Source organism: Kitasatospora sp. NPDC096140 (genome assembly GCF_040303045.1).
GTDB lineage: Bacteria > Actinomycetota > Actinomycetes > Streptomycetales > Streptomycetaceae > Kitasatospora.
This window is the reverse complement of sequence record NZ_JBEOUW010000027.1, coordinates 92,150-114,478: the sequence shown is the minus strand read 5'-3', so window position 1 is coordinate 114,478 and position 22,329 is coordinate 92,150. Positions and strand designations below refer to the sequence as shown.

20 protein-coding genes are annotated in these 22,329 nt (G+C 73.8%); 15 read left to right on the top strand and 5 right to left on the bottom strand.

The annotated features are described in order from the left end of the window. The first annotated feature begins 37 nt into the window (after positions 1 to 37). From ABT048_RS26420 to ABT048_RS26385, 8 genes are all read left to right on the top strand, one after another. The gene (locus ABT048_RS26420; RefSeq protein ID WP_350523980.1) at positions 38 to 1,351 is read left to right on the top strand and encodes a sensor histidine kinase; all 1,314 of its coding nucleotides are present in this window, start codon (positions 38 to 40) and stop codon (positions 1,349 to 1,351) included. Next, the gene (locus tag ABT048_RS26415) at positions 1,348 to 2,037 is read left to right on the top strand and encodes a response regulator (RefSeq protein ID WP_350523979.1); all 690 of its coding nucleotides are present in this window, start codon (positions 1,348 to 1,350) and stop codon (positions 2,035 to 2,037) included. Before ABT048_RS26420 ends, ABT048_RS26415 begins: the two co-directional genes overlap by 4 nt. 125 nt (positions 2,038 to 2,162) lie before the next feature. Further along, a complete protein-coding gene (locus ABT048_RS26410; RefSeq protein WP_350523978.1) occupies positions 2,163 to 3,284 on the top strand; it encodes an alpha/beta hydrolase in 1,122 nt (373 codons plus the stop codon). Positions 3,285 to 3,310: 26 nt separating this feature from the next. Then, positions 3,311 to 4,540 carry an acyltransferase family protein gene (locus tag ABT048_RS26405; protein WP_350523977.1) on the top strand — a complete coding sequence of 410 codons (1,230 nt, stop codon included), beginning with the start codon at positions 3,311 to 3,313 and terminating at the stop codon, positions 4,538 to 4,540. Positions 4,541 to 4,732: 192 nt separating this feature from the next. Then, the gene (locus ABT048_RS26400; protein WP_350523976.1) at positions 4,733 to 6,673 is read left to right on the top strand and encodes a galactose oxidase early set domain-containing protein; all 1,941 of its coding nucleotides are present in this window, start codon (positions 4,733 to 4,735) and stop codon (positions 6,671 to 6,673) included. A gap of 28 nt (positions 6,674 to 6,701) precedes the next feature. Further along, on the top strand, positions 6,702 to 9,113 hold the full coding sequence (locus ABT048_RS26395) for a Dyp-type peroxidase (RefSeq protein WP_350523975.1): 2,412 nt from the start codon (positions 6,702 to 6,704) through the stop codon (positions 9,111 to 9,113). 82 nt (positions 9,114 to 9,195) lie between these two features. After that, a complete protein-coding gene (locus ABT048_RS26390; RefSeq protein ID WP_350523974.1) occupies positions 9,196 to 9,531 on the top strand; it encodes an MmcQ/YjbR family DNA-binding protein in 336 nt (111 codons plus the stop codon). A 200-nt stretch (positions 9,532 to 9,731) separates the two neighbouring features. Then, positions 9,732 to 10,946 (top strand): alpha/beta hydrolase, encoded by a 1,215-nt coding sequence (locus ABT048_RS26385; protein ID WP_350523973.1) that lies wholly within the window; start codon positions 9,732 to 9,734, stop codon positions 10,944 to 10,946. A gap of 78 nt (positions 10,947 to 11,024) precedes the next feature. Here the strand turns inward: ABT048_RS26385 and ABT048_RS26380 are convergent, their stop codons facing one another. After that, complete coding sequence (locus ABT048_RS26380; RefSeq protein ID WP_350523972.1) at positions 11,025 to 12,014, bottom strand: helix-turn-helix transcriptional regulator; 990 nt, start codon at positions 12,012 to 12,014, stop codon at positions 11,025 to 11,027. A gap of 101 nt (positions 12,015 to 12,115) precedes the next feature. Between ABT048_RS26380 and ABT048_RS26375 the strand changes: the two genes are divergently transcribed. Continuing rightward, positions 12,116 to 12,694, top strand: a complete 579-nt coding sequence (locus ABT048_RS26375) for a TIGR03086 family metal-binding protein (RefSeq protein ID WP_350523971.1) — start codon at positions 12,116 to 12,118, stop codon at positions 12,692 to 12,694. A gap of 114 nt (positions 12,695 to 12,808) precedes the next feature. On the opposite strand, the gene ABT048_RS26370 is transcribed toward ABT048_RS26375, so the two are convergent. Together ABT048_RS26370 and ABT048_RS26365 are read right to left on the bottom strand one after the other, a co-directional pair. Beyond that, on the bottom strand, positions 12,809 to 13,822 hold the full coding sequence (locus ABT048_RS26370) for an aldo/keto reductase (RefSeq protein ID WP_350523970.1): 1,014 nt from the start codon (positions 13,820 to 13,822) through the stop codon (positions 12,809 to 12,811). Further along, on the bottom strand, positions 13,819 to 14,325 hold the full coding sequence (locus tag ABT048_RS26365) for a MerR family transcriptional regulator (RefSeq protein ID WP_350523969.1): 507 nt from the start codon (positions 14,323 to 14,325) through the stop codon (positions 13,819 to 13,821). The genes ABT048_RS26370 and ABT048_RS26365 overlap by 4 nt, the downstream gene beginning before the upstream one ends. Before the next feature lie 158 nt (positions 14,326 to 14,483). Here ABT048_RS26365 and ABT048_RS26360 point away from each other — a divergent pair, with 158 nt between their 5' ends. Then, entirely contained in the window at positions 14,484 to 15,314 is an 831-nt protein-coding gene (locus tag ABT048_RS26360; protein ID WP_350523968.1) for a serine hydrolase domain-containing protein, read from the top strand. An 88-nt stretch (positions 15,315 to 15,402) separates the two neighbouring features. Here the strand turns inward: ABT048_RS26360 and ABT048_RS26355 are convergent, their stop codons facing one another. Beyond that, positions 15,403 to 16,179, bottom strand: coding sequence for a pirin family protein (locus ABT048_RS26355; protein WP_350523967.1), 777 nt, complete (start codon positions 16,177 to 16,179; stop codon positions 15,403 to 15,405). Positions 16,180 to 16,386: 207 nt separating this feature from the next. Here ABT048_RS26355 and ABT048_RS26350 point away from each other — a divergent pair, with 207 nt between their 5' ends. The 5 genes from ABT048_RS26350 (at position 16,387) to fabF (ending at position 21,424) form a co-directional block, all read left to right on the top strand. Then, a complete protein-coding gene (locus tag ABT048_RS26350; RefSeq protein WP_350523991.1) occupies positions 16,387 to 17,583 on the top strand; it encodes a PucR family transcriptional regulator in 1,197 nt (398 codons plus the stop codon). A gap of 91 nt (positions 17,584 to 17,674) precedes the next feature. Beyond that, on the top strand, positions 17,675 to 18,625 hold the full coding sequence (locus ABT048_RS26345) for an ACP S-malonyltransferase (protein WP_350523966.1): 951 nt from the start codon (positions 17,675 to 17,677) through the stop codon (positions 18,623 to 18,625). Then, positions 18,622 to 19,653: a beta-ketoacyl-ACP synthase III gene (locus ABT048_RS26340; protein ID WP_350523965.1), complete on the top strand. Its 1,032-nt coding sequence runs from the start codon at positions 18,622 to 18,624 to the stop codon at positions 19,651 to 19,653. The genes ABT048_RS26345 and ABT048_RS26340 overlap by 4 nt, the downstream gene beginning before the upstream one ends. A gap of 79 nt (positions 19,654 to 19,732) precedes the next feature. Next, on the top strand, positions 19,733 to 19,975 hold the full coding sequence (locus ABT048_RS26335) for an acyl carrier protein (RefSeq protein WP_189918130.1): 243 nt from the start codon (positions 19,733 to 19,735) through the stop codon (positions 19,973 to 19,975). Positions 19,976 to 20,158: 183 nt separating this feature from the next. Next, complete coding sequence (gene fabF / locus ABT048_RS26330; RefSeq protein WP_350523964.1) at positions 20,159 to 21,424, top strand: beta-ketoacyl-ACP synthase II; 1,266 nt, start codon at positions 20,159 to 20,161, stop codon at positions 21,422 to 21,424. Positions 21,425 to 21,487: 63 nt separating this feature from the next. Here the strand turns inward: fabF and ABT048_RS26325 are convergent, their stop codons facing one another. Next, positions 21,488 to 21,982, bottom strand: coding sequence for a DUF3145 domain-containing protein (locus ABT048_RS26325; protein WP_350523963.1), 495 nt, complete (start codon positions 21,980 to 21,982; stop codon positions 21,488 to 21,490). Between the last annotated feature and the right edge of the window lie 347 nt (positions 21,983 to 22,329).

Below are 22,329 nucleotides of genomic sequence, written 5' to 3'. Positions count from 1 at the left end.
GGACGCCGGGCGCCGGCCGCGCCCCTAGTCTGACCGGATGATCGACTCGTCCCCCCGGTCCGGCCCCGTCGGCGTGGCGCGGGCCCTGCTCGGCACGCTCGTCCGACCGTCCGCCGACCACGCCCCGCTGCTGGCCCACTCCTCCCGGCCGTGGCTCCGCCACCTCCCGTACGTCCTCGCGGTGGCCGCGATCGCCTCGCTGCTGCCCAGCGGGATCAACGTGATGGCCAACGACTACGGGATCGACGGAGGGCTCGCCGCCGCCATCGCGGTGGCGCAGACCGCGCCGCTGCTGCTCGCGGTGAGCCGGCCGCTGGCCGCCTGGTGGATGATCGGCAGCACCGACCTGCTGGCCGCCGTCCTGGTGCTGACCACCGGGAGCGGGACCGGCGGCCCCTGGCCGTGGATCCCCACCGCCCTGGTCGGCTACCTCTTCCTGATGGTCCCGCTGTCCCTCCGCGAGCCGAGGCGCACCCTGGTCGCGGTCTGGCTGGTCACCGCGGGTGCCGGGTTCGCCCTGTCGCTCGCCGGGGCGGGCTCCCGCTACACCGGGGACAACGCCCTCCTCGCGACCGCCCTGACCGGCGCCGTCCTGGTGCTCGGCGGAGCCCTGCGGGAACGCGCCGAGGCCCGCCGGCTGCTCAGCGAGCAGGAGCACATCAGCGAGGTCGAACGCGAACGGCGCACCCTGCTGGAGGAACGCGCCCGGATCGCCCGGGAGTTGCACGACGTGGTGGCCCACCACATGTCGGTCATCGCGGTCCAGGCCGCCAGCGCCCCGTACCGGATCCCCGACGTTCCGGCCGGGGCCGCCGAGGAGTTCACCGCGATCGCCGGCACCGCCCGCGAGTCGCTCGCCGAGATGCGCCGGCTGCTCGGCGTCCTGCGCAGCGAGGACTCCGGCGGGGAGACGGCCCCGCAGCCCGGGGTCGGCCAACTCGCCCAGCTGGTCGAGACGGTGGGACGGGCCGGGGTCGCGGCCGAACTGACGGTGGCCGACAGCCTGGAGGAGGCGGTGCCGCAGGCCGTCGGCCTCTCCGCGTACCGGATCGTCCAGGAGGCGCTGGCCAACGTGGTGCGGCACGCCCCCGGCGCGCGGACCTGGGTGTCGCTCTCCTCGGACGGCCCCGAGCTGCTGGTGACGGTGGTCAACGGGCCGCCGCCGGAGCGCACCGAGTCGCTGGAGGCCTCGGTCGAGGGCACCGGGCAGGGCCTGATCGGAATGCGCGAACGCGTCCGGCTCGTCGATGGCAGGCTGGACACCGGCCCGCTGCCGGATGGCGGCTTCAAGGTGGCCGCCGTCCTGCCCCTCGGCACCTCCGACAACACCTCCCGGGAGCCCACCGCATGACCATCCGCGTGATCATCGTCGACGACCAGGCCATGGTGCGCGCGGGCTTCGCCGCCCTGCTGAACGCCCAGAGCGACATCGACGTGGTGGGCGACGCGGCGGACGGCGCCCAGGCCCTGGAGGTCGCCGGCCGCACCCACCCGGACGTGGTGCTGATGGACGTCCGGATGCCCGTGATGGACGGCCTGGAGGCCGCCCGACGGCTGCTCGACCCCGCCACCGGTCCACGGGAAGGCGGGGTCGCGCACCGGCCCAAGGTGCTGATGCTCACCACCTTCGACGTGGACGACTACGTCTACGAGGCGCTGCGCGCCGGGGCCAGCGGCTTCCTGCTCAAGGACGCCCCGCCGGCCGACCTGATCGCCGCGGTCCGGGTGGTCGCGGCCGGCGAGGCGCTGCTCGCCCCCTCGGTGACCCGCCGACTGATCGAGGACTTCGCCCGCACCCACCCCGCCAGGCGCCACGACCCCAAGGTGCGGCTCAACGGCCTGACCCCGCGCGAGACCGAGGTGCTGGAGCTGATCGCCCGCGGCCTCTCCAACCAGGAGATAGCCGCGAAGCTGGTGCTCGCCGAACAGACCGTCAAGACCCACATCGGGCGCATCCTCGCCAAGCTCGACCTGCGCGACCGCGCCCAGGCGGTGGTGCTGGCCTACGAGTCCGGCCTGGTGACCCCCGGCCAGTAGGGGGGACATCCCCCTGATACCCGGGTAGCACCCGGGAGTTGGCCCCGCGGTGTGACGCCCGCGGGGCCGTCGCGTTCCTACCTTCCTCTTCGTCGCAAGCCGAACGAACGAGGGGGAGAAGGACCATGCGCGGATTCCGGATCAGGCGGGCACTGGCCGCCGCGGTGGCGCTGGCGGCGGTGCTCGGCGCCGGCGGCTGGGCCGCCGACACCCAGACCCCCGTCACCGGCCCGCCGCCCGGCAGCGCCGCCTGGACGGCCGACACCTCGCTCGGGCGGCGCCTGCCCGACCCGGCCACCACCGCCCCGGACGGGGTCGCCGCGTTCTTCGCCGAACTCGCACCGGCCGCACAGGACGCGCTGGCCGTCCGGTACCCGCTGGTGGTCGGCAACCTGGACGGCGCCCCGGTCGCCCTCCGCTACCGCGCCAACGCCCTGGCCCTCGCCGCCGAACGCACCCGGGAACTCGCCCGCGCCGCCGACCCGGCCCGCACCCCGCAGGACCACGAGGCCGCCCGCACCCGCGCCGAGCGCTACCGCACCCTGCTGGACGGCGGACGGCAGATCCTCGCCTTCGACCCGCGCGGCCGCGGCCAGGTCGCCGAGGTGTACGGCGACCTCGCCGCCGCCCGCCGCACGGCCGTGATCGTCCCCGGCTCCGACATCGACCTACTCGACTTCGACCGCACCGCCGATCCGTACGGAACCCCCGCCGGCATGGCCCGCGCCCTGTACGAGGCCACCGACCGGCAGACCGCCGTGATCGCCTGGACCGGCTACACCACCCCGGTCGGACTCGGCCTCGACGCCGCCACCGAGGACCTCGCCCGGGCCGGCGCCACCCGCCTCGACCGGCTGCTCGACGGACTCGCCGTCAGCACCCGCCCCCAGGCCCCGGCCACCGTGTTCTGCCACAGCTACGGCTCGGTGGTCTGCGGCCTGGCCCGCCCCACCCCCGCCCGGGCCTCCGGGGTGGTGGTGCTCGGCTCCCCCGGCATGGGCGTCGACTCGGCCGCCGGACTCGACCCGCGCGTCCCGCTGTGGGCCACCGCCCGCAACGGCTCCGACTGGATCGGCGACGTGCCCAACGTCCGGCTGCTCGGCCTCGGCCACGGCACCGACCCGACCGCCCCCGGCTTCGGCGCCCGACCGCTGCCCGCCACCGGATCCCACGGCCACACCGGCTACTTCGCCCCCGGCACCGCCTCGCTCGCCGCCTACGCCGCCGTCGCCCTCGGCCGCGCCTGACCGCCCGCACCGGAAGGAGCACCACCATGGCCCACCCCCTCACCGCCCTGCGCCGCGCCGCCCGACAGGTCGACGCCCGGACCCCCGCCGGCCGCGACCGCGCCCTGGACGGCCTGCGCGCCCTCGCCCTGCTCGCCGTACCGGTCGGGCACTGGATGCTCGGCGGCCTCACCCGCTCCCCCGACGGCGCCCTGCACAACGCCAGCCCGCTCTCCTCGCTCGGCTTCTTCGCCCCGATCAGCTGGGGGCTCCAGATGCTCGGGGTGTTCTTCCTGGTCGGCGGCCACTCCTCGGTCCGCTCGCTGGAACGGGCCCGCGCCCGCGGCGAGTCCTACGGCGGCTGGCTGCGCGCCCGGACCGTACGGCTGCTGCGCCCGGTGCTCGGGGTCACGGCGGTCTGGGCGCTGCTGGTCCCGCTGCTGCCCGCGCTCGGCGTCCCCGCCGACACCCTGCGCACCGGCGCGACGCTGGTGGTGCAGCCGCTCTGGTACATCGCCGTCTACCTGGGACTGACCGCGCTCACCCCGCTCTGCGTGGCCGCCGGACGCCGGCTGGGCGGCTGGTCGGCGGGCCTGCTGGTGGCCTCCGTCGCCGCCGTCGACCTGCTGCGGTACGGGCCCTGGGCGCAGGCGGTGCCGTCCTGGGTCGCGCTGCTGAACATCCTGCCGGGCTGGCTGTTCGGCTACCAGCTCGGCGTGCTCTGGGCGCAGGGCCGGCTCGGGCGGCCGACCGCCCGGGTGCTGCTGTTCGGCGGCGGCGCGCTGTTCGCCACCCTGCTGCTGGTGTTCCACTACCCGGCCAGCATGGTCGGCGTGCCCGGGGCCGAGCGCACCAACTCGCACCCGCCGTCCCTGCTGGTGCTCGCCCTGGCCGCGGTCCAGTGCGGCGCCGCGGTGCTGCTGCGGGAGCGGCTGGGCCGGGTGCTGACCCGCCGTCCGCTGCTGTGGCTGCCGGTGGTCGTCGTCAACCTGTCGGCGATGACGATCTTCTGCTGGCACCAGAGCGCGATGCTCGCCGCGGCGGTGCCCGGCGCGGCCGTGCTGGGCAGCGTCCCGGGACTGACCACCGCGCCGGACTCGCTCGGCTGGGTGGCCGCCCGGCTGGCCCTCCTCCCGCTGTTCGCGGGCGTCCTGCTGGCGATCGGGTGGTTCACCCGGCGGTTCGACGGGCCGTGGACGTCCTTCTCCCGCGCCGGGAAGGCGGCGGCCGGCGCCGCCGCGGCCCTCTTCGCGGCCTACGCGCTGGGCGTGGTGTGACCCGCGCCGGGCGGGCAACGGCCCCCGCCGGACGGTGTCACCGGGGGGATGCACCCGCATGCGAACCACCACGCACTGTGATCTCCTGTGACCGTCGGCGACCACCGCAGGACCGCGCCCGCCCACGGCCCGTCCGTCCGCATTCGCCACCCCTCCCCCTCCCCCCGGCACACCCAACTCCCGAGGAGTCCCATGTCCTTGTCCCCACCACGCCCCCGGCCGCGGCGCGGGGCCCGCCGCCGACTGGCGGGCACCGCCGTGGTCCTCGCGGTGACCGCGGGCACCCTGCTGAGCACCGTCGCCCCGGCCGTCGCCCACGGCGGACCGGCCGCCCCCGGGGCCGACGACCTCATGCCGCACGTCGACTCCCCCCGGGTGATGGCCGAACTGCGCGAGGACGAGGTCGCAGCGCTCGGCCAGGAGCACGCCGAGGAGCACGCCCGGATGCGCGCCGCCGTCCGCGGCATCGGCGACTACCCGCAGACCACCCGCACCAACCGGTACAACGCGCTGACCGCCTCCCAGGCCGATCGCAACAAGGCCTTCGACCCGGCGACCTTCGGCGCCTTCAACCAGTACTTCGACTCGCCCGACTTCGGCGACCACGTCGCGCTGCTGCCGACCGGAAAGGTGCTGCTGTTCTCCTTCGAACGGATCGAGACCAACCCGGAGAAGGAACCCGCACCCACCCAGACCACCGGCAAGGAGAACGCCGGCCGGGCCTTCCTCTGGGACCCGAAGAAGAACTACGGTCCGGACGCGTTCAAGCAGGTCAACCCGCCGGTCGTCGACATGCCGGACGGCCTCGGCGAGAAGCGCCCGGCGCCCTTCTTCTGCTCCGGCCACTCCTTCCTGCCCAACGGCATGCTCGGCGTCTTCGGCGGCAACCTCGGCGGCAACGGCGGGACGGGCGCCAAGCTCTCGCTGATCTTCGACCCGTGGACGGAGACCTGGACCCGCAACCCCGACATGTCGGTGGGCCGCTGGTACCCCTCGGTGGTGACCGGCGCCGACGGCCGCCAGCTGATCATGTCCGGCCAGTCCGAACTCGGTTACGGCACCCCGACCCCGGTGGTCGAGCGGTTCCCCGCCAAGCCCTTCGCGGTGCCGGTGAAGAAGACCGACCTCCCCACGAACACCCCGGTGGACCGGTTCAAGGTCGACGCCCCGTTCACCACCGACTACCCGCACCTGTTCTCGCTCAACGACGGCAACGTCTACGGCTTCGGCCGCCAGGCCGCCGAGCAGTGGAAGTTCGACCCGGTCGCCGAGTCCCGCACCGACCTGGCCGCCCGCCCGGACGGCCGCAAGCGCAACTACGGCTCCGCCGTGCTGCTCCCCAACGGCGCCAACGGCCCGGACTCCGCGCTGGTCCTCGGCGGCGACCGGGACAACCCGAGCACCCTGCGCTTCTCCAACGGCACTTGGACGGCCGAGAAGTCCCGCGCCTTCGGCCGCACCCAGGACGACACCGTCCTGCTGCCCACCGGCCGGCTGATGACCGTCAACGGCGCCTACGACATCCGCGACTACGGCAACGGCCCGTACAACCCCAACGCGGACCTCAAGTACCGCCAGATCGAGCTGCGCGACGACCAGGGCAACTGGCAGCTCGGCCCGGTCCAGCGCCTGCCGCGCGGCTACCACTCCAACGCGGTCGTCCTGCCGGACGGGCGCGTCCTGGTCACCGGCGACGAGCTCCAGCAGCTGGCCAACAACACGGACATCAACCGCACGGTGAGCGGCATCCCCGGCACCGCCGGCCCGGTCACCATGAACGGCACCATCGAGATCTACGAGCCCGCCTACCTGCACCAGGGCGGCGGCCGGCCCGACCTGGACGACGCGCCGACCGTGCCGATCGGCTTCGACAAGAAGTTCACCGTCTCCAGCTCGACCTCGGACCAGGTGGTCAGGGCCGTCCTGCTCGCGCCGACCACGTCCACCCACTCGGTCAACACCAGCCAGCGCTACCTCGACCTGCGGATCACCAGCCAGGCCGGCAACCGGATCCAGCTGCAGGCCCCGCCGGACGCCAAGGCCGCGCCGCCCGGCTGGTACATGATCTTCCTCCTCGACGGCAAGGGCGTGCCCAGCGAGGCGAAGTGGATCCAGCTCAGCCCCTCCGCCTGACCCCACCCCCCACCGAAAGGAACCCCCGATGGCAACGGACCTGAGTCTGCGCGAGAGCGACGAGATCCAGGGCGACATCCTCGCCGGCTTCAAGAAGGACAACGTCAGCGTCCTCTTCCTCAAGTTCGAGGACGCGGCACGGGCCCGCGACTGGCTCCGCAAGCTGACCCCGCAGATCTCCACCACCCGCGAGGTCGCCAGGTTCAACGAGGCGTTCAGCGAGGCCAGGGCCGCGTCCGGCGGCGACGACCCCAAGTCGCTGACCGCCACCTGGCTCGGCATCAGCTTCACCTACGAGGGCCTGCAGATGCTCTCCACCACCGACCCGCTCCCGACGCTCCCGCAGGGCGACACCGGTCTGAAGGCGTTCAAGGAGGGCGCGGCCAAACGGGCCGGCGGGCTCGGCGACACCGGCGACAACTCCCCGGAGAACTGGCTCTTCGGCAACGGCAGGACCCAGTCGGTCCACGCCGTCCTGAAGATCTCCGCGGACACCGAGAAGGACCTGCAGACGGCCGTCGAGGCCCAGCGGATCGCCGCCGCCGAGTCCCGCGTCCTGGTCGTCTACCAGCAGAACGCGAAGACCCTCCTGGGCAGCCGCCGCGGCAAGGAGCACTTCGGGTTCAAGGACGGCATCAGCGAGCCCGGCGTCAAGGGCTTCGACCGGCCCAGCCCGACCGATCCGGAGCAGGTGGACGGCCACCCCGGCACCCGGATCATCCCGGCCGGCGAGTTCGTCTGCGGCCTGGACAACGACCAGTTCAGCTTCCCCAGGGACCAGTACCCGGCCTGGACGCTCAACGGCTCGTTCCAGGTGGTCCGCCGGCTCGCCCAGGACGTCCCCGGCTGGTGGTCGCAGGTCGCGGTCAAGCTGGGTGAGCTCCGGAAGGCCAAGGCCGTCCCGGACCACGCCACCACCGAGTGGCTGGCCGCCCGGATGGTCGGCCGCTGGCGCTCCGGCGCCCCGGTCTGCCACTTCCAGGACCGGGACGTCCCGAACAACCCGACCGCCGCCAACGACAACGCCTTCGACTTCTCGGACGACCCGGAGGGCCTGGTCACCCCGCTCTGGTCGCACCTGCGCAAGACCGAGCCGCGCGCCGGCCTGCAGGAGAGCCCGGACAAGCCCCCGTTCCCCGCCAAGGACCTCAACGGCCGGCGGATCATCCGCCGCGGCACCCCGTACGGAGAACCGTTCGACCCGGCCTCCGAGGGCCCGGGCGGCCCCGACGACCCGCGCGGGCTGCTGTTCGTCTGCTACCAGGCGGACCTCAAGCGGCAGTTCGAGTTCATCCAGGCCAGCTGGATGGACCGGGCGAACTTCCCGCCCAACCGCGACTCCCAGGACACCACCCCGCCCGGGCACGCCAACCCCAGGCCCGTACCCGGCCGGGACCCGGTCACCCAGAACTGCACCGACCCGGACACCGGACAGGTCACCCCCCTCGACTACGAGAGCCGGGACACCAGCGGCCTGATCCAGCACACCCCGCTGGACTTCGCGCAGTTCGTCCAGACCACCGGCTCGGTGTACGCCTTCATGCCCTCGATGAGCATCCTGCGGGGGCTCTGCGAGGGCCGGCTCGCCCCGGTCGGCGGCCAGGCTTCGGGCGGCCAGGGCACGGGCGGGCAGGGCACCACCACGCAGCCGGGTGGCGGCGGTTGGCCGCAGCCCGAGCCGCAGCCGGTGAAGGCGTACCCGTGCGACGAGTTCGTCGGCGTCCCGGACCAGTTCCGCCGGGCCGGCCAGAGCCAGTACTGGGCGTTCCACGGCGACCGCTGCCGGCTGATCTCGGTGGCCGACGGCTCCGCCCACACCGACCGCAAGGTCGAGGACGACACCTGGCTGACCGGCTGGTCCTGTCTGCAGGGCGTCGGCCGGGTCGACTGCTTCCTGCCCGTGCCCGACCAGCAGGACCCGGCCGGCAAGAGCTGGTACTGGGTCTTCCACAGCACCGCCGGCCGCCAGCAGTACCGGCTGGTCTCCGTCACCTGCGGCGGCGGCCGGTACACCACCGCGCTCGAACGCTCCGACCGCGACCTCACCTACTGGGGCTCGCTCAGCGGCGTCGGCCAGGTGGACTGCTGGCTGCCCGTCCCGGACCAGCAGCGGGTCGGCGGCAAGAGCTGGTACTGGTGCTTCCACACCACGGCCGGCCGCCAGCAGTACCGGCTGATCTCGATCGCGGACGGTTCCTCGCACAACGACGTGCGGGAGCGCACCGACCGCGAGCTCTCCCAGTGGAGTTCGCTCAGCGGCCTGAACCGGGTGGACTGCTTCCTGCCCGTGCCGGACTGCCAGCGGGTCGGCGGCAGCAGCGAGTACTGGGTGTTCAGCGGCCAGAACTACCGGCGGATCTCGGTCGCCGACGGCAGCGGCCACCCGGACCGGCTGGTCTCCGCCGACCGCTCCTGCGACGCCTGGGCCTCGCTCGCCTGAGACCGGTCCCCTCGACGCGCCCCCGCCGCGCCACCGCGCGCGCCGGGGGCGCGTTGTCACTGCCCTGCTCTAACCTGCCGCCATGGTGACGTTCGACGAGTTCCGCGCGATGGCCCTGGCCCTGCCGGAGGCCGCCCAGGAGCCGACCTGGGACATCGAGACGCTGCGGGTCCGCAGCCGGATCTTCGCGATGGGCGCGCCCGACGGGGACCGCGTCACCGTCAAGGCCTCGCCCGAGGACCAGGCCGAACTGCTCGCCGCCGAACCCGAGGTGTTCTCCTCCGCCCCCTACGTCGGGCGGCACGGCTGGGTGAGCGTCCGGCTGGACCTGGTGGACCGGGACGAGCTGCGCGACCTGGTCACCGAGGCCTGGCGGCGGACGGCCCCGAAGCGGCTGGTACGGGAGTTCGACGCCTGAGCGCACGGCCGTTCGGGCCCGGCCCGAACCACTGGGAGACGCCGCGAGGACACCCCCGGTTCATGTGATCCATCCCACAGTTTAGGCGCGCCCGCCGCCCCTTCGAGCCCCCTAGGCTTGCGCAGGGAAGTCAGCAGTCCTTATCGCACCCTCCGGGCACCGCCCGAGAAACGGTGACGGGCCCCAAGGGAGTTGGTGCGGTGCGCAACCGTCGACGCTGGAAGCGGGTACTGATCGGAGCGTTCGCGGGTTGCGCCGTGCTCGCCGACGCCGGCGCCTCGGCCGCCGCGGCCGCGGTCTCCTCCGAGCAGCTGGCGATCTCCACGCCCCCGGCCGGCAGCGCCGCCTGGATCCAGGACCACTCCTTCGGCCACGCCCTGCCCGACCCGGCCACCACCAGCCCGGCCGCCGCCGCGGAGTTCTTCGCCTCGCTCGCGCCCACCGAGCTGGACCGGCTGATCCAGCAGTACCCGCTGGTCGTCGGCAACTACGACGGCGCCCCGCTGGACCTGCGCTACCGCGCCAACCGGATCGCCCTGGCCGTCGAACGCGACAACGCCCGGACCCGCGCCGCGGACCGCAAGCTCGACTCCGACACCCGCGCGCTGGCCGTCTCCCGCGCCAACGACGTCGAGCACCTGCTCGCCCCCGGCCGGCAGATCCTGGCCTTCGACCCGCGCGGCCGCGGCCTGGTCACCGAAGTGTGGGGCGACCTCGCCGACGCCGAGCGGATCTCCGTCCTCGTCCCCGGATCGGACGCCGACCTCGGCCACTTCGACCAGACCGCCGAGCCGCTGCGCTCCCCGGCCGGCATGGCTCGCGCCCTGCACGCCGAGGAACAGCGCCAGGCCCCGGGCACCCGGACCGCCGTGATCTCCTGGACCGGCTACGTCACCCCCTCCGGCCTCGGCCCGGACGCGGCCACCTCCCGGCTCGCCGACGTCGCCGCGCCCCGGCTGGAGCGACTGCTCGCCGGACTCAAGGAGACCACCCGGCCGGACGCGCCCCCGTCGCTGCTCTGCCACTCGTACGGCTCGGTGGTGTGCGGCACCGCCGCCCCGAAGGTCCTCCGCGCGGCCGCCTCGCCGTCCGACACCTCGGGCATCACCGACATGATGGTGTTCGGCTCCCCCGGCATGGGCGTGCAGAGCGCCGCCGACCTGGGCACCGGCGTGCACGTCTGGGCCGCCCGCAACCCCAGCGACTGGATCGGCAACGTCCCGTTCCTGGAGGTCGGCAAGCTCGGCCACGGCGCCGACCCGACCGGCAGCGGCTTCGGTGCCGAGCAGATCTCCTCGGCCCGCGCGGTCGGCCACAACGGCTACTTCACCGACGGCACCGACAGCCTGCACAACTTCGCGGCGATCTCGCTCGGCCACTACCGGGACGTGGTCCGGACCGAGCCCAACTCCTAGTCGCAGCCCGCCGTGGCCGGTCCCGGTCACCATCGGCCCCGGTCACGACGACGGGGCCGGCGACGGCGTCCGACCCGGCTACGACGACTGGTCCTGGTACAGCCGCAGGGCGTCCGCCGCCGCCCGCGCCAGCTCGCGCCGCGCGGCCGGCGGGGCCAGCACCTCGACGTCCGCGCCGAAAGCCAGCAGCGACCGGACCGCCGCCGGGGCCGGGAAGGCCATCGCCACCTCCACCCACTCCTCCGCCGCCCCGGCGCCCGCCTCCGGCGGCTGCACGGTGACCCGGCCGCCGTGGATGCGCAGGAAGAGGTCCAGCCGCCCGCGACGCACCCGCACCCGCACCGGCAGCTCCTTGGGGAGCCGCTCGACCTGCTCGCGGAGCACCGCCCACACCTCGCCGAGCCCGACCCCGGCCCGACGCCGCACCGCCTCCTCGGCGGTCTCGGCGGTCAGTACCCGGTCGGCCCGGAACAGCCGCGGCTCGCCGTGCAGATCGGCCACCAGGTACCAGACCGAGGCCTTGCTCACCAGCCCGTACGGGTCGACGGTGTACTCCACCGGCGCGGGCGTGCCGCTGTGCCGGTAGCGCAGCCGCAGCCGGCGGTCGGCGAAGACCGCGTACTGCAGCTCGCCCAGGTCCGGGCCGGACGCGGCGGCGGACGCGGCGCCCTGCATCCAGCGGGCCGGGTCGACCAGGATCCGCTCGCTGATCCGCTCGGCGGCCGGGCGGTGCGGGGCCGGCAGCGCCGCCATCACCTTGCGCAGCGCCGAGCCGAGCGCGCCGTCCAGCCCGAGGTCGCTGTGCGCACCCTGGGCGGAGAGCACGAACAGCGCCCTGGCCTCGTCCGCGGTCAGGCCGGTGACGTCGGTGCGGTAGCCGGGCAGCAGGCCGATGCCGCCGTGCCGCCCGCGCTCGGTGAACACGGGCACGCCGGCGGCGGAGAGCGACTCCACGTCGCGGTAGACGGTGCGGACGGACACCTCCAGCCGCTCGGCGAGTTCGGTGGCGGACACCCGGCCGCGGGTCTGGAGCAGGAGGAGGATGGAGAGCAGGCGGTCGGCCTTCATACGACAAGAATCCCAGTAATCCTGACGGCGGTTGTCAGGTTTTACTGGGAGATTGCGTTCCGAGCCCGAAAGACCGACCCACAACGGGGAGTTGACCGCACGTGAACGCCGTCCAGGACGCCCGCCCGCAGTACCTGCTCGCCCTCGCCCAGCTGGAGAAGCTGTTCGCCGCCGTCACCCCGGCGGACCTCGACCGGCCCACCCCCTGCAGCGAGTTCACGCTGCGCCGACTGCTGAACCACGTCGTCGGCGGCATCCACCGCTTCGCGTACATGGGTGAGGGCGGCCGCGCCGAGGACATCGTGCCCGCCATCGAGGACCCGTCGGACGAGGGCTGGCCGGCCGCGCTCGCACGGGCGGCCGGCCGCGCCACCGCCGCCTGGGCGGACGACGCCAAGCTGGGCCGCCCGACCTTCGCCCCCTGGGGCGAGGTGCCCGGCGGGATGGTGGTCGGCGGCTACGTGATGGAGGCGGTGACCCACAGCTGGGACATCGCCACGGCCCTGGACAACGGCTTCGTGCTGGACGAGGGGCTCGCGCACACCGCGCTGGCCGTCGCCGAGATGGTGCTGCCGCCCGAGAGCCGGGTCGAGGGCGTCCCGTTCGCCGAGGTGCTGCCGGTCGCCGAGGACGCCGACATCCACGCCCGGCTGGCGGCCTGGATGGGTCGCACGGCCTGAACCGCGTGACGGAGCGGGCCCGGGGAGCCACCGACTCCCCGGGCCCGCCCGGCTGTTCCGTCCCGGGCCGCGCCGCCCGCTCGGACCGGCGAGGACTTCGCCGGCCGCGCCGGACTACTCCCGGCCGACCGAGGTGAAGCCCATGTCCGCGTAGCGGTCCCCCGCCACCCGGCCGGCCACCGGCTCCAGCAGCGCCAGCTCCTCCGCGTCCAGCAGCAGCGTCGCCGCAGCGGCGTTCTCGGCGAGGCGGCTGCGCTTGCGGGTGCCCGGGATCGGCACCACGGTCAGCCCGTGCACCTCCGCCCGCTGGTGCACCCAGGCCAGCGCGACCTGGGCCAGGGTCACCCCGCGCGCCGTCGCGACCTCCCGCAGCGGCGCGAGCAGCTCGCCGTTGGCCGCCGCGTTGTCGCCGGTGAACCGCGGCTGGGTGCGGCGCACGTCGTCCGCCGCGAGCTGCTCGGCGGCCTGGAACGAGCCGGTCAGGAAGCCGCGTCCGAGCGGCGAGTACGGCACGAAGGCGACGCCAAGCTCGGCCGCGGCCGGCACCACCGTGCGCTCGACGTCACGGGCGAACACCGACCACTCGGACTGCACCGCCGCGATCGGGTGGACCGCGTGCGCCTCGCGCAGCTCGGCGCCGGTCACCTCGGACAGGCCCAGGTGGCGCACCTTGCCGGCCTCGACCAGCTCGGCCATGGCGCCGACCGAGTCGGCCAGCGGCACGGCCGGGTCACGGCGGTGCATGTAGTAGAGGTCGATCTCGTCCACGCCGAGGCGGCGCAGCGAGGCGTCCACGGCGGCCCGGATGTACGCGGGGTCGTTGCTGATGCCGCGGTAGCCCGGGTCCTCCTCCTTGCGCAGGAGGGCGAACTTGGTGGCGAGCACCACCTTGTCCCGGTTGGCCCGGACGAAGGGGCCGATGAACTCCTCGTTGCGGCCGTAGCCGTAGGCGTCGGCGGTGTCGAACAGGGTGACCCCGGCCTCCAGCGCGGCGGCCAGGGTGGCCAGCGCCTCGTCGGAGTCGGTGGGGCCGTAGAACTCGCTCATGCCCATGCAGCCGAGGCCCTGGACGCCCACCAGCGGGCCGTCGGTGCCGAGTTCGGCGGTGGGAAGGACGGGGTGAGTCATGCGCTCTGCTCTTCCTCTACACGGTTGTACTGGCATCGGACCGGGGCGCCGGTGGTGTCGACGGTCTTCCCGGCATAGAGATCGATCTTGTAGTCGAGGACGGCGAGGGTGGCCTGGAGGTCTGCGATCCTCTGCCGGACCTCCTCGCGCTGGGCCTCCAGCAGCCGGCGCCGCCCCTCGTAGGTCCGCTCGCCCTCGCGGGCCATGTCCACGTACTTGAGCATGTCCGCGATGGACATGCCGGTCAGGCGCAGCCGGCCCAGGAAGGCCAGCCGGTACAGGTCGGCGTCGCAGTAGCGGCGCTGCCCGCCGACCGCGCGGTCGACCGGGTCCAGCAGGCCGATCCGCTCGTACCAGCGCAGGGTGTGGGCGGTCAGGCCGCTCGCCGCGGCGACCTCGCTGATGGTGTGCCGAGGTGTGCGGTCCGGGTCCCCGCCCGGGGCCCGGTTGAACACTTCGGAGCAGCTGCGCAGGTCGATCTCGACGCGTGCGGGTGTGGCCATCGAACGTTTCCCCCTGTCCTGTGCGACGGGAACGACGCTACCGAGTTGGAGTGCACTCCAAGCAAGCCGAACGGGCCCGGCAGCCTGGTGCGCGCACCACCCGGCTGGGACCGGGGTGCCCCGCCGCCCCGCGCCGGCCCCGACTACAGTCGGGACCCATGGAGAGCTTGCGCGTGATCGAGAACTGGCCGGTGCCCCACGCCGCGGCAGCGGTGGTCCGGGGGGCGGACGGCGCGGTGCTGGGGGCGCACGGGCCGCAGCAGCACCTCTTCCCGCTGGCCTCGGTGACCAAGCTGCTCACCTCCTACGCGGCGCTGGTCGCGGTCGAGGAGGGCGTGTTCGAGCTGGACGACCCGGCCGGGCCGCCCGGTGCGACCGTCCGCCACCTGCTCGCGCACACCTCCGGTCTGGGCTTCGACGAGGACCGGGTGTTCGCCGAGCCCGGCAACCGCCGGCTCTACTCCAACGCGGGCTTCGACGCGCTGGCGCGGACGCTGTCCGAGGCCGCCGGGATCGAGTTCTCCCGCTACGTCGCCGAGGCGGTCTTCGAGCCGCTGGGCATGACCGACACGCTGATCAACACCGCGCACAAGTCCCCGGCCGGCGCCGGCGGCCTGTCCACCGTCGCCGACCTCGCCCGGTTCGCCGCCGAGCTGCAGGCGCCCAAGCTGCTGGACCCGTCCACCGTCCTGCGGGCCACCCGCGAGGTCGCCTTCCCCGGCACCGGCGGCGTGCTGCCCGGCTACGGCCACCGCCGCCCGAACGACTGGGGCCTCGGCTTCGAGATCCGCGACGGCAAGAGCCCGCACTGGACCGGCACGGCCAACTCGCCCGCCACCTTCGGCCACTTCGGCCAGTCCGGCACCTTCCTGTGGGTCGACCCGCAGGCGGGTGCGGCCTGCGTCGCGCTCACCGACCGGGACTTCGGCCCGTGGGCGGTCGAGGCCTGGCCGGCCTTCTCCGACGCGGTCCTGGCCGAGCTCCGCTAGGCCCGCGGCGTAGGCCCCCACCGCTCGCGGCCCGGCGCGCCGAGGCCCAGGCTCCGGGGCCCAGGCTCCGGGGCCCGGGTTCCGGGGCTCAGCCGTACGAGACCGGCGAGTGCATCTCCCACAGCAGGAGTTCCGCGCCGGCCTCGCCCGCCGTCGGGGCGGCGAAGGCGTCGCCGGTGATCCGCACGCTGTCGCCCGGGGCCATCGAGCGGCCGCCGCCCTTGGGCCCCGGGACGGTCCGGTAGCCCAGCGCCCCGGCCGTCAGGTGGGCGTACCGCCACGGGGCGGCGGGCAGTTCCGGCAGCGGCTGCCACGGTCCGGCGCTCACCAGCCACAGCGCGGCGTCGCTCCGGCGCAGCCGCAGGGCGTGCGTCCCGGCGTCGCGCTCCAGGCCGGAGGCGAGCAGTGTCAACCCGCCGTCCGCCGGTTCCACCTGGCGCAGCCCGTACGCGGGCGCCGCGTCGAACTCGTCCGGCTGGAGCCACATCTGGACGAAGCGGACCGGACCGGTGGCGCCGCCGACGTTGCGCTCGGTGTGGGTGACGCCGGAGCCGGCGCTGAGGTGCTGGACCATCCCGGGCCGGACCACCCCGCCGTGGCCGTGGGAGTCCCGATGGGCGAGCGCGCCCTCCAGCACCCAGGTGAGGATCTCGGTGTCCCGGTGCTTGTGCTCCTCGAACCCGGCGCCGGGGGCGAGGAGTTCCTCGTTGCACGCGAGCAGCGCGCCGAAGTGCGTGTTCTTGGGGTCGTAGTGGCCGGAGAAGGAGAACGCGTGGCGGGTCTCGACGCCCTCGGCCGGAGCGGAGCGGTAGCGCTCGGCGGTGCGGCGCAGGTCGGCACGGGGGCGGTCAGCGGCTTCGGTCACGGCCCCCACCGTAACGGGTGTGACCCTTGCCACCGCGCCGCTGCGCCGGGGGGTGTGCACGAGCAGTCACTCACGTGAGGCAGTCTTGTCCTTGTGCCAGCCGCATCCGCGAACTCCAAGAGCGAACCCAGTCCCGCCGTCGAACCCACCGGGAAGAGCCCGGCTCCCCGGACCGCCCGCGACCGTCCCGGCCGCCCCGCGCCGCGCCTGACGGCCCAGGAGCGCAGAAACGCCGCCGAGCGGGCCGAGCGCCGGGCCGCGACGCTCAAGCGGCTGGAGAAGTCCTCGGGCAAGCTGGCCACCGCCGCGATCGCGCGGATGGACGACGAGCTCGGCTGGTACCGGCGGATGCCGCCGGAGCACCGGTCCTGGATCGGCCTGGTCGCCCAGGCCGGCATCGCCGCCTTCACCGAGTGGTACCGCCACCCCGAGGCCGCCCGGGCGATCTCCACCGACGTCTTCGGCACAGCCCCGCGCGAGCTGACCAGGGCGATCACCCTGCGCCAGACCGTCGAGCTGATCCGCACCACGATCGAGGTGATGGAGGAGGCCATCGAGGAGGTGGCCGCGCCCGGCGACGAGGCGGACATGCGCGAGTCGGTGCTGGTCTACGCCCGGGAGATCGCCTTCGCCACCGCCCAGGTGTACGCCCAGGCGGCCGAGGCGCGCGGCGCCTGGGACGCCCGGCTGGAGGCACTGGTGGTCAACTCCCTGCTGTCCGGGGACGCCGACGAGGGCGTGCTCTCCCGCGCCGCGGCGCTCGGCTGGGGGCAGCCCAGCCAGGTCCGGGTGGTGATGGGCAGCGCGCCGGACGGCGACAGCGAGCTGGTGGTGGAGGCGATCCGCCGGGCCGCCCGGTACGCCAAGCTGAACGTGCTGACCGGGGTGCTGGGCAAGCGCCTGGTGGTCGTGGTCGGCGGCGAGAAGGAGCCGGTGCACGCCGCCCGGGCGCTGATCGGCCAGTTCGCGCCGGGGCCGGTGGTGGTCGGCCCGACCGTGCCCGACCTGCTCTCCGCGACCCGTTCCGCGCACGCCGCCGCGGCCGGTCTGCGCGCCTGCGCGGCCTGGCCGGACGCCCCCCGCCCGGTGCTGGCGGACGACCTGCTGCCCGAGCGGGCGCTGGCCGGCGACCAGGCCGCCCGCCGCCAGTTGGTGGAGGAGATCTACACACCGCTGGACGAGGCGGGCTCGGCACTGCTGGAGACGCTGAGTGTCTACCTGGAACAGGCCTCTTCCCTGGAGGGGGCGGCCCGGATGCTCTTCGTCCACCCCAACACGGTGCGCTACCGGCTACGACGTGTGACCGACGTCACGGGGTACGCCCCCTCCGACGTACGTTCGGCGTTCACTCTGCGGATCGCACTGGCCCTCGGCCGGCTGACCGCCGCCGGGGAGCCCGGCTGAGCCGGAGTGTAGGGACCATACAATCCCGGATGGTTTTCTTCGTTACCGTCGCCTACCCGCCCCTGGGCGCCTGGCGAGAGAGGGTTGAACCGTGCTCGTAATCGTCGCCCCTGGACAGGGTGCCCAGACCCCCGGTTTCCTCAGCCCCTGGCTGGAGCTCGACGGTGTCGCCGACCGCCTCCGCGGCTGGTCGGAGGTCGCCGGGCTCGACCTGGTGCACGCCGGCACCGAGGCGTCCGCCGAGGAGATCAAGGACACCGCCGTCGCCCAGCCGCTGCTCGTCGCGGCCGGCCTGGTGACCGCCCGTGAGCTGTTCCCGGACGAGGACGCCGCCCGCAAGCTGGTCGGCGCCGTCGCCGGCCACAGCGTCGGCGAGATCACCGCCGCCGCCGGCGCCGGTGTGCTCAGCGCCCGTGACGCGCTGACCTTCGTACGCGAACGCGGCCGGGCCATGGCCGCGGCCGCCGCCGTCACCGAGACCGGTATGACCGCCGTGCTCGGCGGCGATCCGGAGGTCGTCGCCGCGAAGCTCGCCGAGCACGGCCTGACCGCGGCCAACAACAACGGCGGCGGCCAGATCGTCGCCGCCGGCACGCTGGCCCAGCTGGAGACGCTGAAGGCGGACCCGCCGGCCGGCGCCAAGCTGATCGCCCTGAAGGTGGCCGGCGCGTTCCACACCGAGCACATGGCCCCGGGCGTCGAGCGGCTGGCCGAGCTGGCCCCGACCCTGACCGCGGCCGACCCGCTGGTCCGCTACGTCTCCAACAAGGACGGCGCGGTCGTGGACTCCGGCGCCGAGGTGCTCGCCCGCCTGGTGTCGCAGGTCTCCAACCCGGTCCGCTGGGACCTCTGCATGGAGACCCTCGGGCAGCTGGGCGCGACGGCCGTGATCGAGCTGTCCCCCGCTGGCACCCTCACCGGCCTGCTCAAGCGCAACCTCAAGGGTGTGGCCACGCTCGCCCTCAAGACCCCCGCCGATCTGGACAAGGCCCGCGAGCTCGTCGCGGAGCACGGCGGTCAGGACCAGGAGATCCAGGCATGACGAAGCCGCAGATCCGTCCCGCCACGGGTGCGCAGTACTCGCGCATCCTCGGCGTCGGCGGCTACCGCCCGGTCCGGGTGATCCCCAACGCCGAGGTCCTGGAGTGGATCGACTCCTCGGACGAGTGGATCCGCACCCGCAGCGGGATCGCCGAGCGCCGCTGGGCCGGCCCGGACGAGTCCGTCGCCGAGATGTCGATCCAGGCCGCCGGCAAGGCCATCGCCCAGGCCGGGATCTCCCCCGACCGGATCGGCGGCGTGATCGTCGCGACCGTCTCGCACCTCAAGCAGACCCCCGCGATCGCCACCGAGATCGCCGAGCGGCTCGGCTGCGGCACCGCCCCGGCCTTCGACATCTCGGCCGCCTGCGCCGGCTTCGGCTACGGCCTGGGCCTGGCCGACGGCATGATCCGCGGCGGCAACGCCGAGTACGTCCTGGTCATCGGCGTCGAGCGGCTCAGCGACCTGACCGACCAGTCGGACCGCTCGACCGCCTTCATCTTCGGCGACGGCGCCGGCGCCGCGATCGTCGGCCCGTCCGACACGCCCGGCATCGGCAAGCTGATCTGGGGGTCGGACGGCTCGCAGGCCGACCTGATCGCCCAGACCGAGGCCTGGGACACCGCGTTCGCCAAGCCCGACGCCGTCAACGGCGCGGGCGAGGAGACCAAGTGGCCGGCCCTGCGGATGGACGGCCAGCCGGTCTTCCGCTGGGCGGTCTGGGAGATGGCCAAGGTCGCCCAGCAGGCGCTGGACGCCGCCGGGGTGACCGCCGACCAGCTCGGCGCGTTCATCCCGCACCAGGCCAACATGCGGATCACCGACGCCATGATCAAGGCCCTGAAACTGCCGGAGTCGGTGCCGGTCGCCCGTGACATCGCGGAGACCGGCAACACCTCCGCGGCCTCCATCCCGCTCGCGATGGAGCGCATGCTGGAGACCGGCGAGGCCCACAGCGGCGACCTGGCGCTGATCATCGGTTTCGGGGCGGGTCTCGTGTACGCCGCGGCAGTCGTTACGCTCCCCTAGGCGCGTTTCGCCCACTGATCCACAAGCCTGTGTCCGACCGCCGGTCGGACACGATCAACACTGAAGAGGAGCAGCCAGTATGGCTACCAAGGACGAGGTCCTGGAAGGTCTCGCCGAGATCGTCAACGAGATCGCCGGTATCCCGACCGAGGATGTCGCGCTCGACAAGTCCTTCACCGATGACCTGGACGTCGACTCGCTGTCCATGGTCGAGGTCGTCGTGGCCGCCGAGGAGCGCTTCGACGTCAAGATCCCGGACGACGAGGTGAAGAACCTGAAGACCGTGGGCGACGCTGTGGACTACATCCTCACCAACGCCTGAGCGATCGACTCGTTCGACTCGGTCAGTCCGTCCGGCGTCCCGCACGCCTGCGACGGCTGACCTGTCGGCCCGGCTCACCGAGCCCGGCCGACCCGCCGGCCGGGACGCCCCACCGGGGCGCCCGGCCGGGCCCATCCTCGGCTCCCGCCGACCCCCCGCACAACGTGAGAGAAGAAGAAACCAGTGACCGCTGAAAACCGCACCGTGGTCGTCACGGGTATCGGCGCCTTCACGCCGCTGGGCGCCGACGCCGCCAGCACCTGGGAGAACCTGGTCGCCGGTAAGTCCGGTGTGGCGGCCCTGACCGAGGAGTGGGCCGAGGAGCTGCCGGTGAAGATCGCCGCGCGCACCGCCGTCGAGCCCGGCGAGATCCTGCCCCGCCCGCTGGCCCGCAAGCTGGACCGTTCGGCCCAGTTCGCCGTGATCGCCGCCCGCGAGGCCTGGGCCGACGCCGGCTACGAGACCCCCGCCACCGACGAGTCCTCCAAGCTCGCCCCCGAGCGCCTCGGCACCGTCATCGCCTCCGGCATCGGCGGTGTCACCACCCTCCTCGACCAGTACGACGTGCTGAAGGAGAAGGGTGCCCGCAAGGTCTCCCCGCACACCGTCCCGATGCTGATGCCCAACTCCCCGGCGGCCAACGTCGGTCTGGAGGTCGGCGCCCGCGCGGGTGTGCACACCCCCGTCTCCGCCTGCGCCTCCGGCGCCGAGGCGATCGGCTACGCGATCGAGATGATCCGCACCGGCCGCGCCGACGTCGTGGTGGCCGGCGGCACCGAGGCGGCGATCCACCCGCTGCCGATCGCCGCGTTCGCCAGCATGATGGCGATGTCCAAGAACAACGACGACCCGCAGCACGCCTCCCGCCCGTACGACAAGGCCCGTGACGGCTTCGTGCTGGGCGAGGGTGCCGGCGTGGTCGTCCTGGAGTCCGTCGAGCACGCCGAGGCCCGGGGCGCCCGGATCTACTGCGAGGCCGTGGGCCAGGGCCTGTCCTCGGACGCCCACCACATCGCCCAGCCCGAGCCGACCGGCGCCGGCGTGGCCCGCGCGCTGGCCGACCTGTTCGAGCGCAACGAGCTGGACAAGGCCGAGATCGCGCACGTCAACGCGCACGCCACCTCGACCCCGCAGGGCGACACCGCCGAGCTGAAGGCGCTCCGCAAGGAGCTCGGCGACGACCTCGACCACATCGCCGTCTCGGCCACCAAGTCGATGACCGGCCACCTGCTGGGCGGCGCCGGCGGTGTCGAGACCGTCGCCACCGTGCTGGCCCTGTACAACCGCCTCGCCCCGCCGACCATCAACGTCGACGAGCTGGACGACGAGGTGGACGCGGACATCGTGCGCGGCGAGGCCCGCAAGCTGCCCGAGGGCCGGATCGCGGCGCTGAACAACTCGTTCGGCTTCGGCGGCCACAACGTGGTGCTGGCCTTCCGCACCCGCTGACGCCCGCGACGAAGGGGCCGGCGCTCTCCGCGAGCGCCAGCCCCTTCGTCGTGCCCACCGGTCTCAGACCACCTGGTGCAGCCAGCGCACCGGCGCGCCCTCGCCCGCGTAACGGAACGGCTCCAGCTCGTCGTCCCAGGGCTTGCCGAGCAGCCGGGCGATCTCGGCCTCCAGGTCGGTGCCCTCGCTGCGGGCACGCAACAGGACGGCGCGCAGCCGGTCCTCGGGGATGAGGATGTCGCCGTGGATGCCCGTGACGGCGTGGAAGATGCCGAGCGTGGGCGTGCTGCTGTACCGCTCCCCCTCCGCCGTGGCGCAGGGCTCGCTGGTCACCTCGTACCGCATCAGCTGCCAGCCGCGCAGCGCGGAGGCGAGCTTCGAGGCCGTGCCGGGCTCCCCCTGCCAGGAGAGTTCGGCACGCCAATGCCCGGGTGCGGCCGGCTGGCGGATCCAGTCCAGGCTCACCCGCACATTGAGCACCCCCGCGACGGCCCACTCGACGTGCGGGCACAGCGCGCGGGGCGCGGAGTGGATGTAGAGAACTCCACGTGTCGTCACCGGGACCTCCAGGCTGTGGACGAGGGTCGCCTTCCCCAGCTGCCTCGTGCCTGCAGTTGATCCACAGTTACCCACGTTTGCCGACATTAAGCCACTAAATTGAGCAAAACGGACAGGCTTTCGCTCAATGCTAGTCGAATCCTCAACGAGGTCTACCCCTCGGCCGGATCTCTCCCCCGAACGGCCCCATCGCCAGGCGGGACCACCGTACCGCGCCGCCCCGCACCGTGGCTGACGCACTTTCGGATCCGGCCGGAATGCGGTAGTGCGGCCGGTCGCCCTGCGCCCGACTGCGAACCTTCCACGACGAACCGCCCCGCACGCCCGGTCGGGGCGGCGGGGCGGTC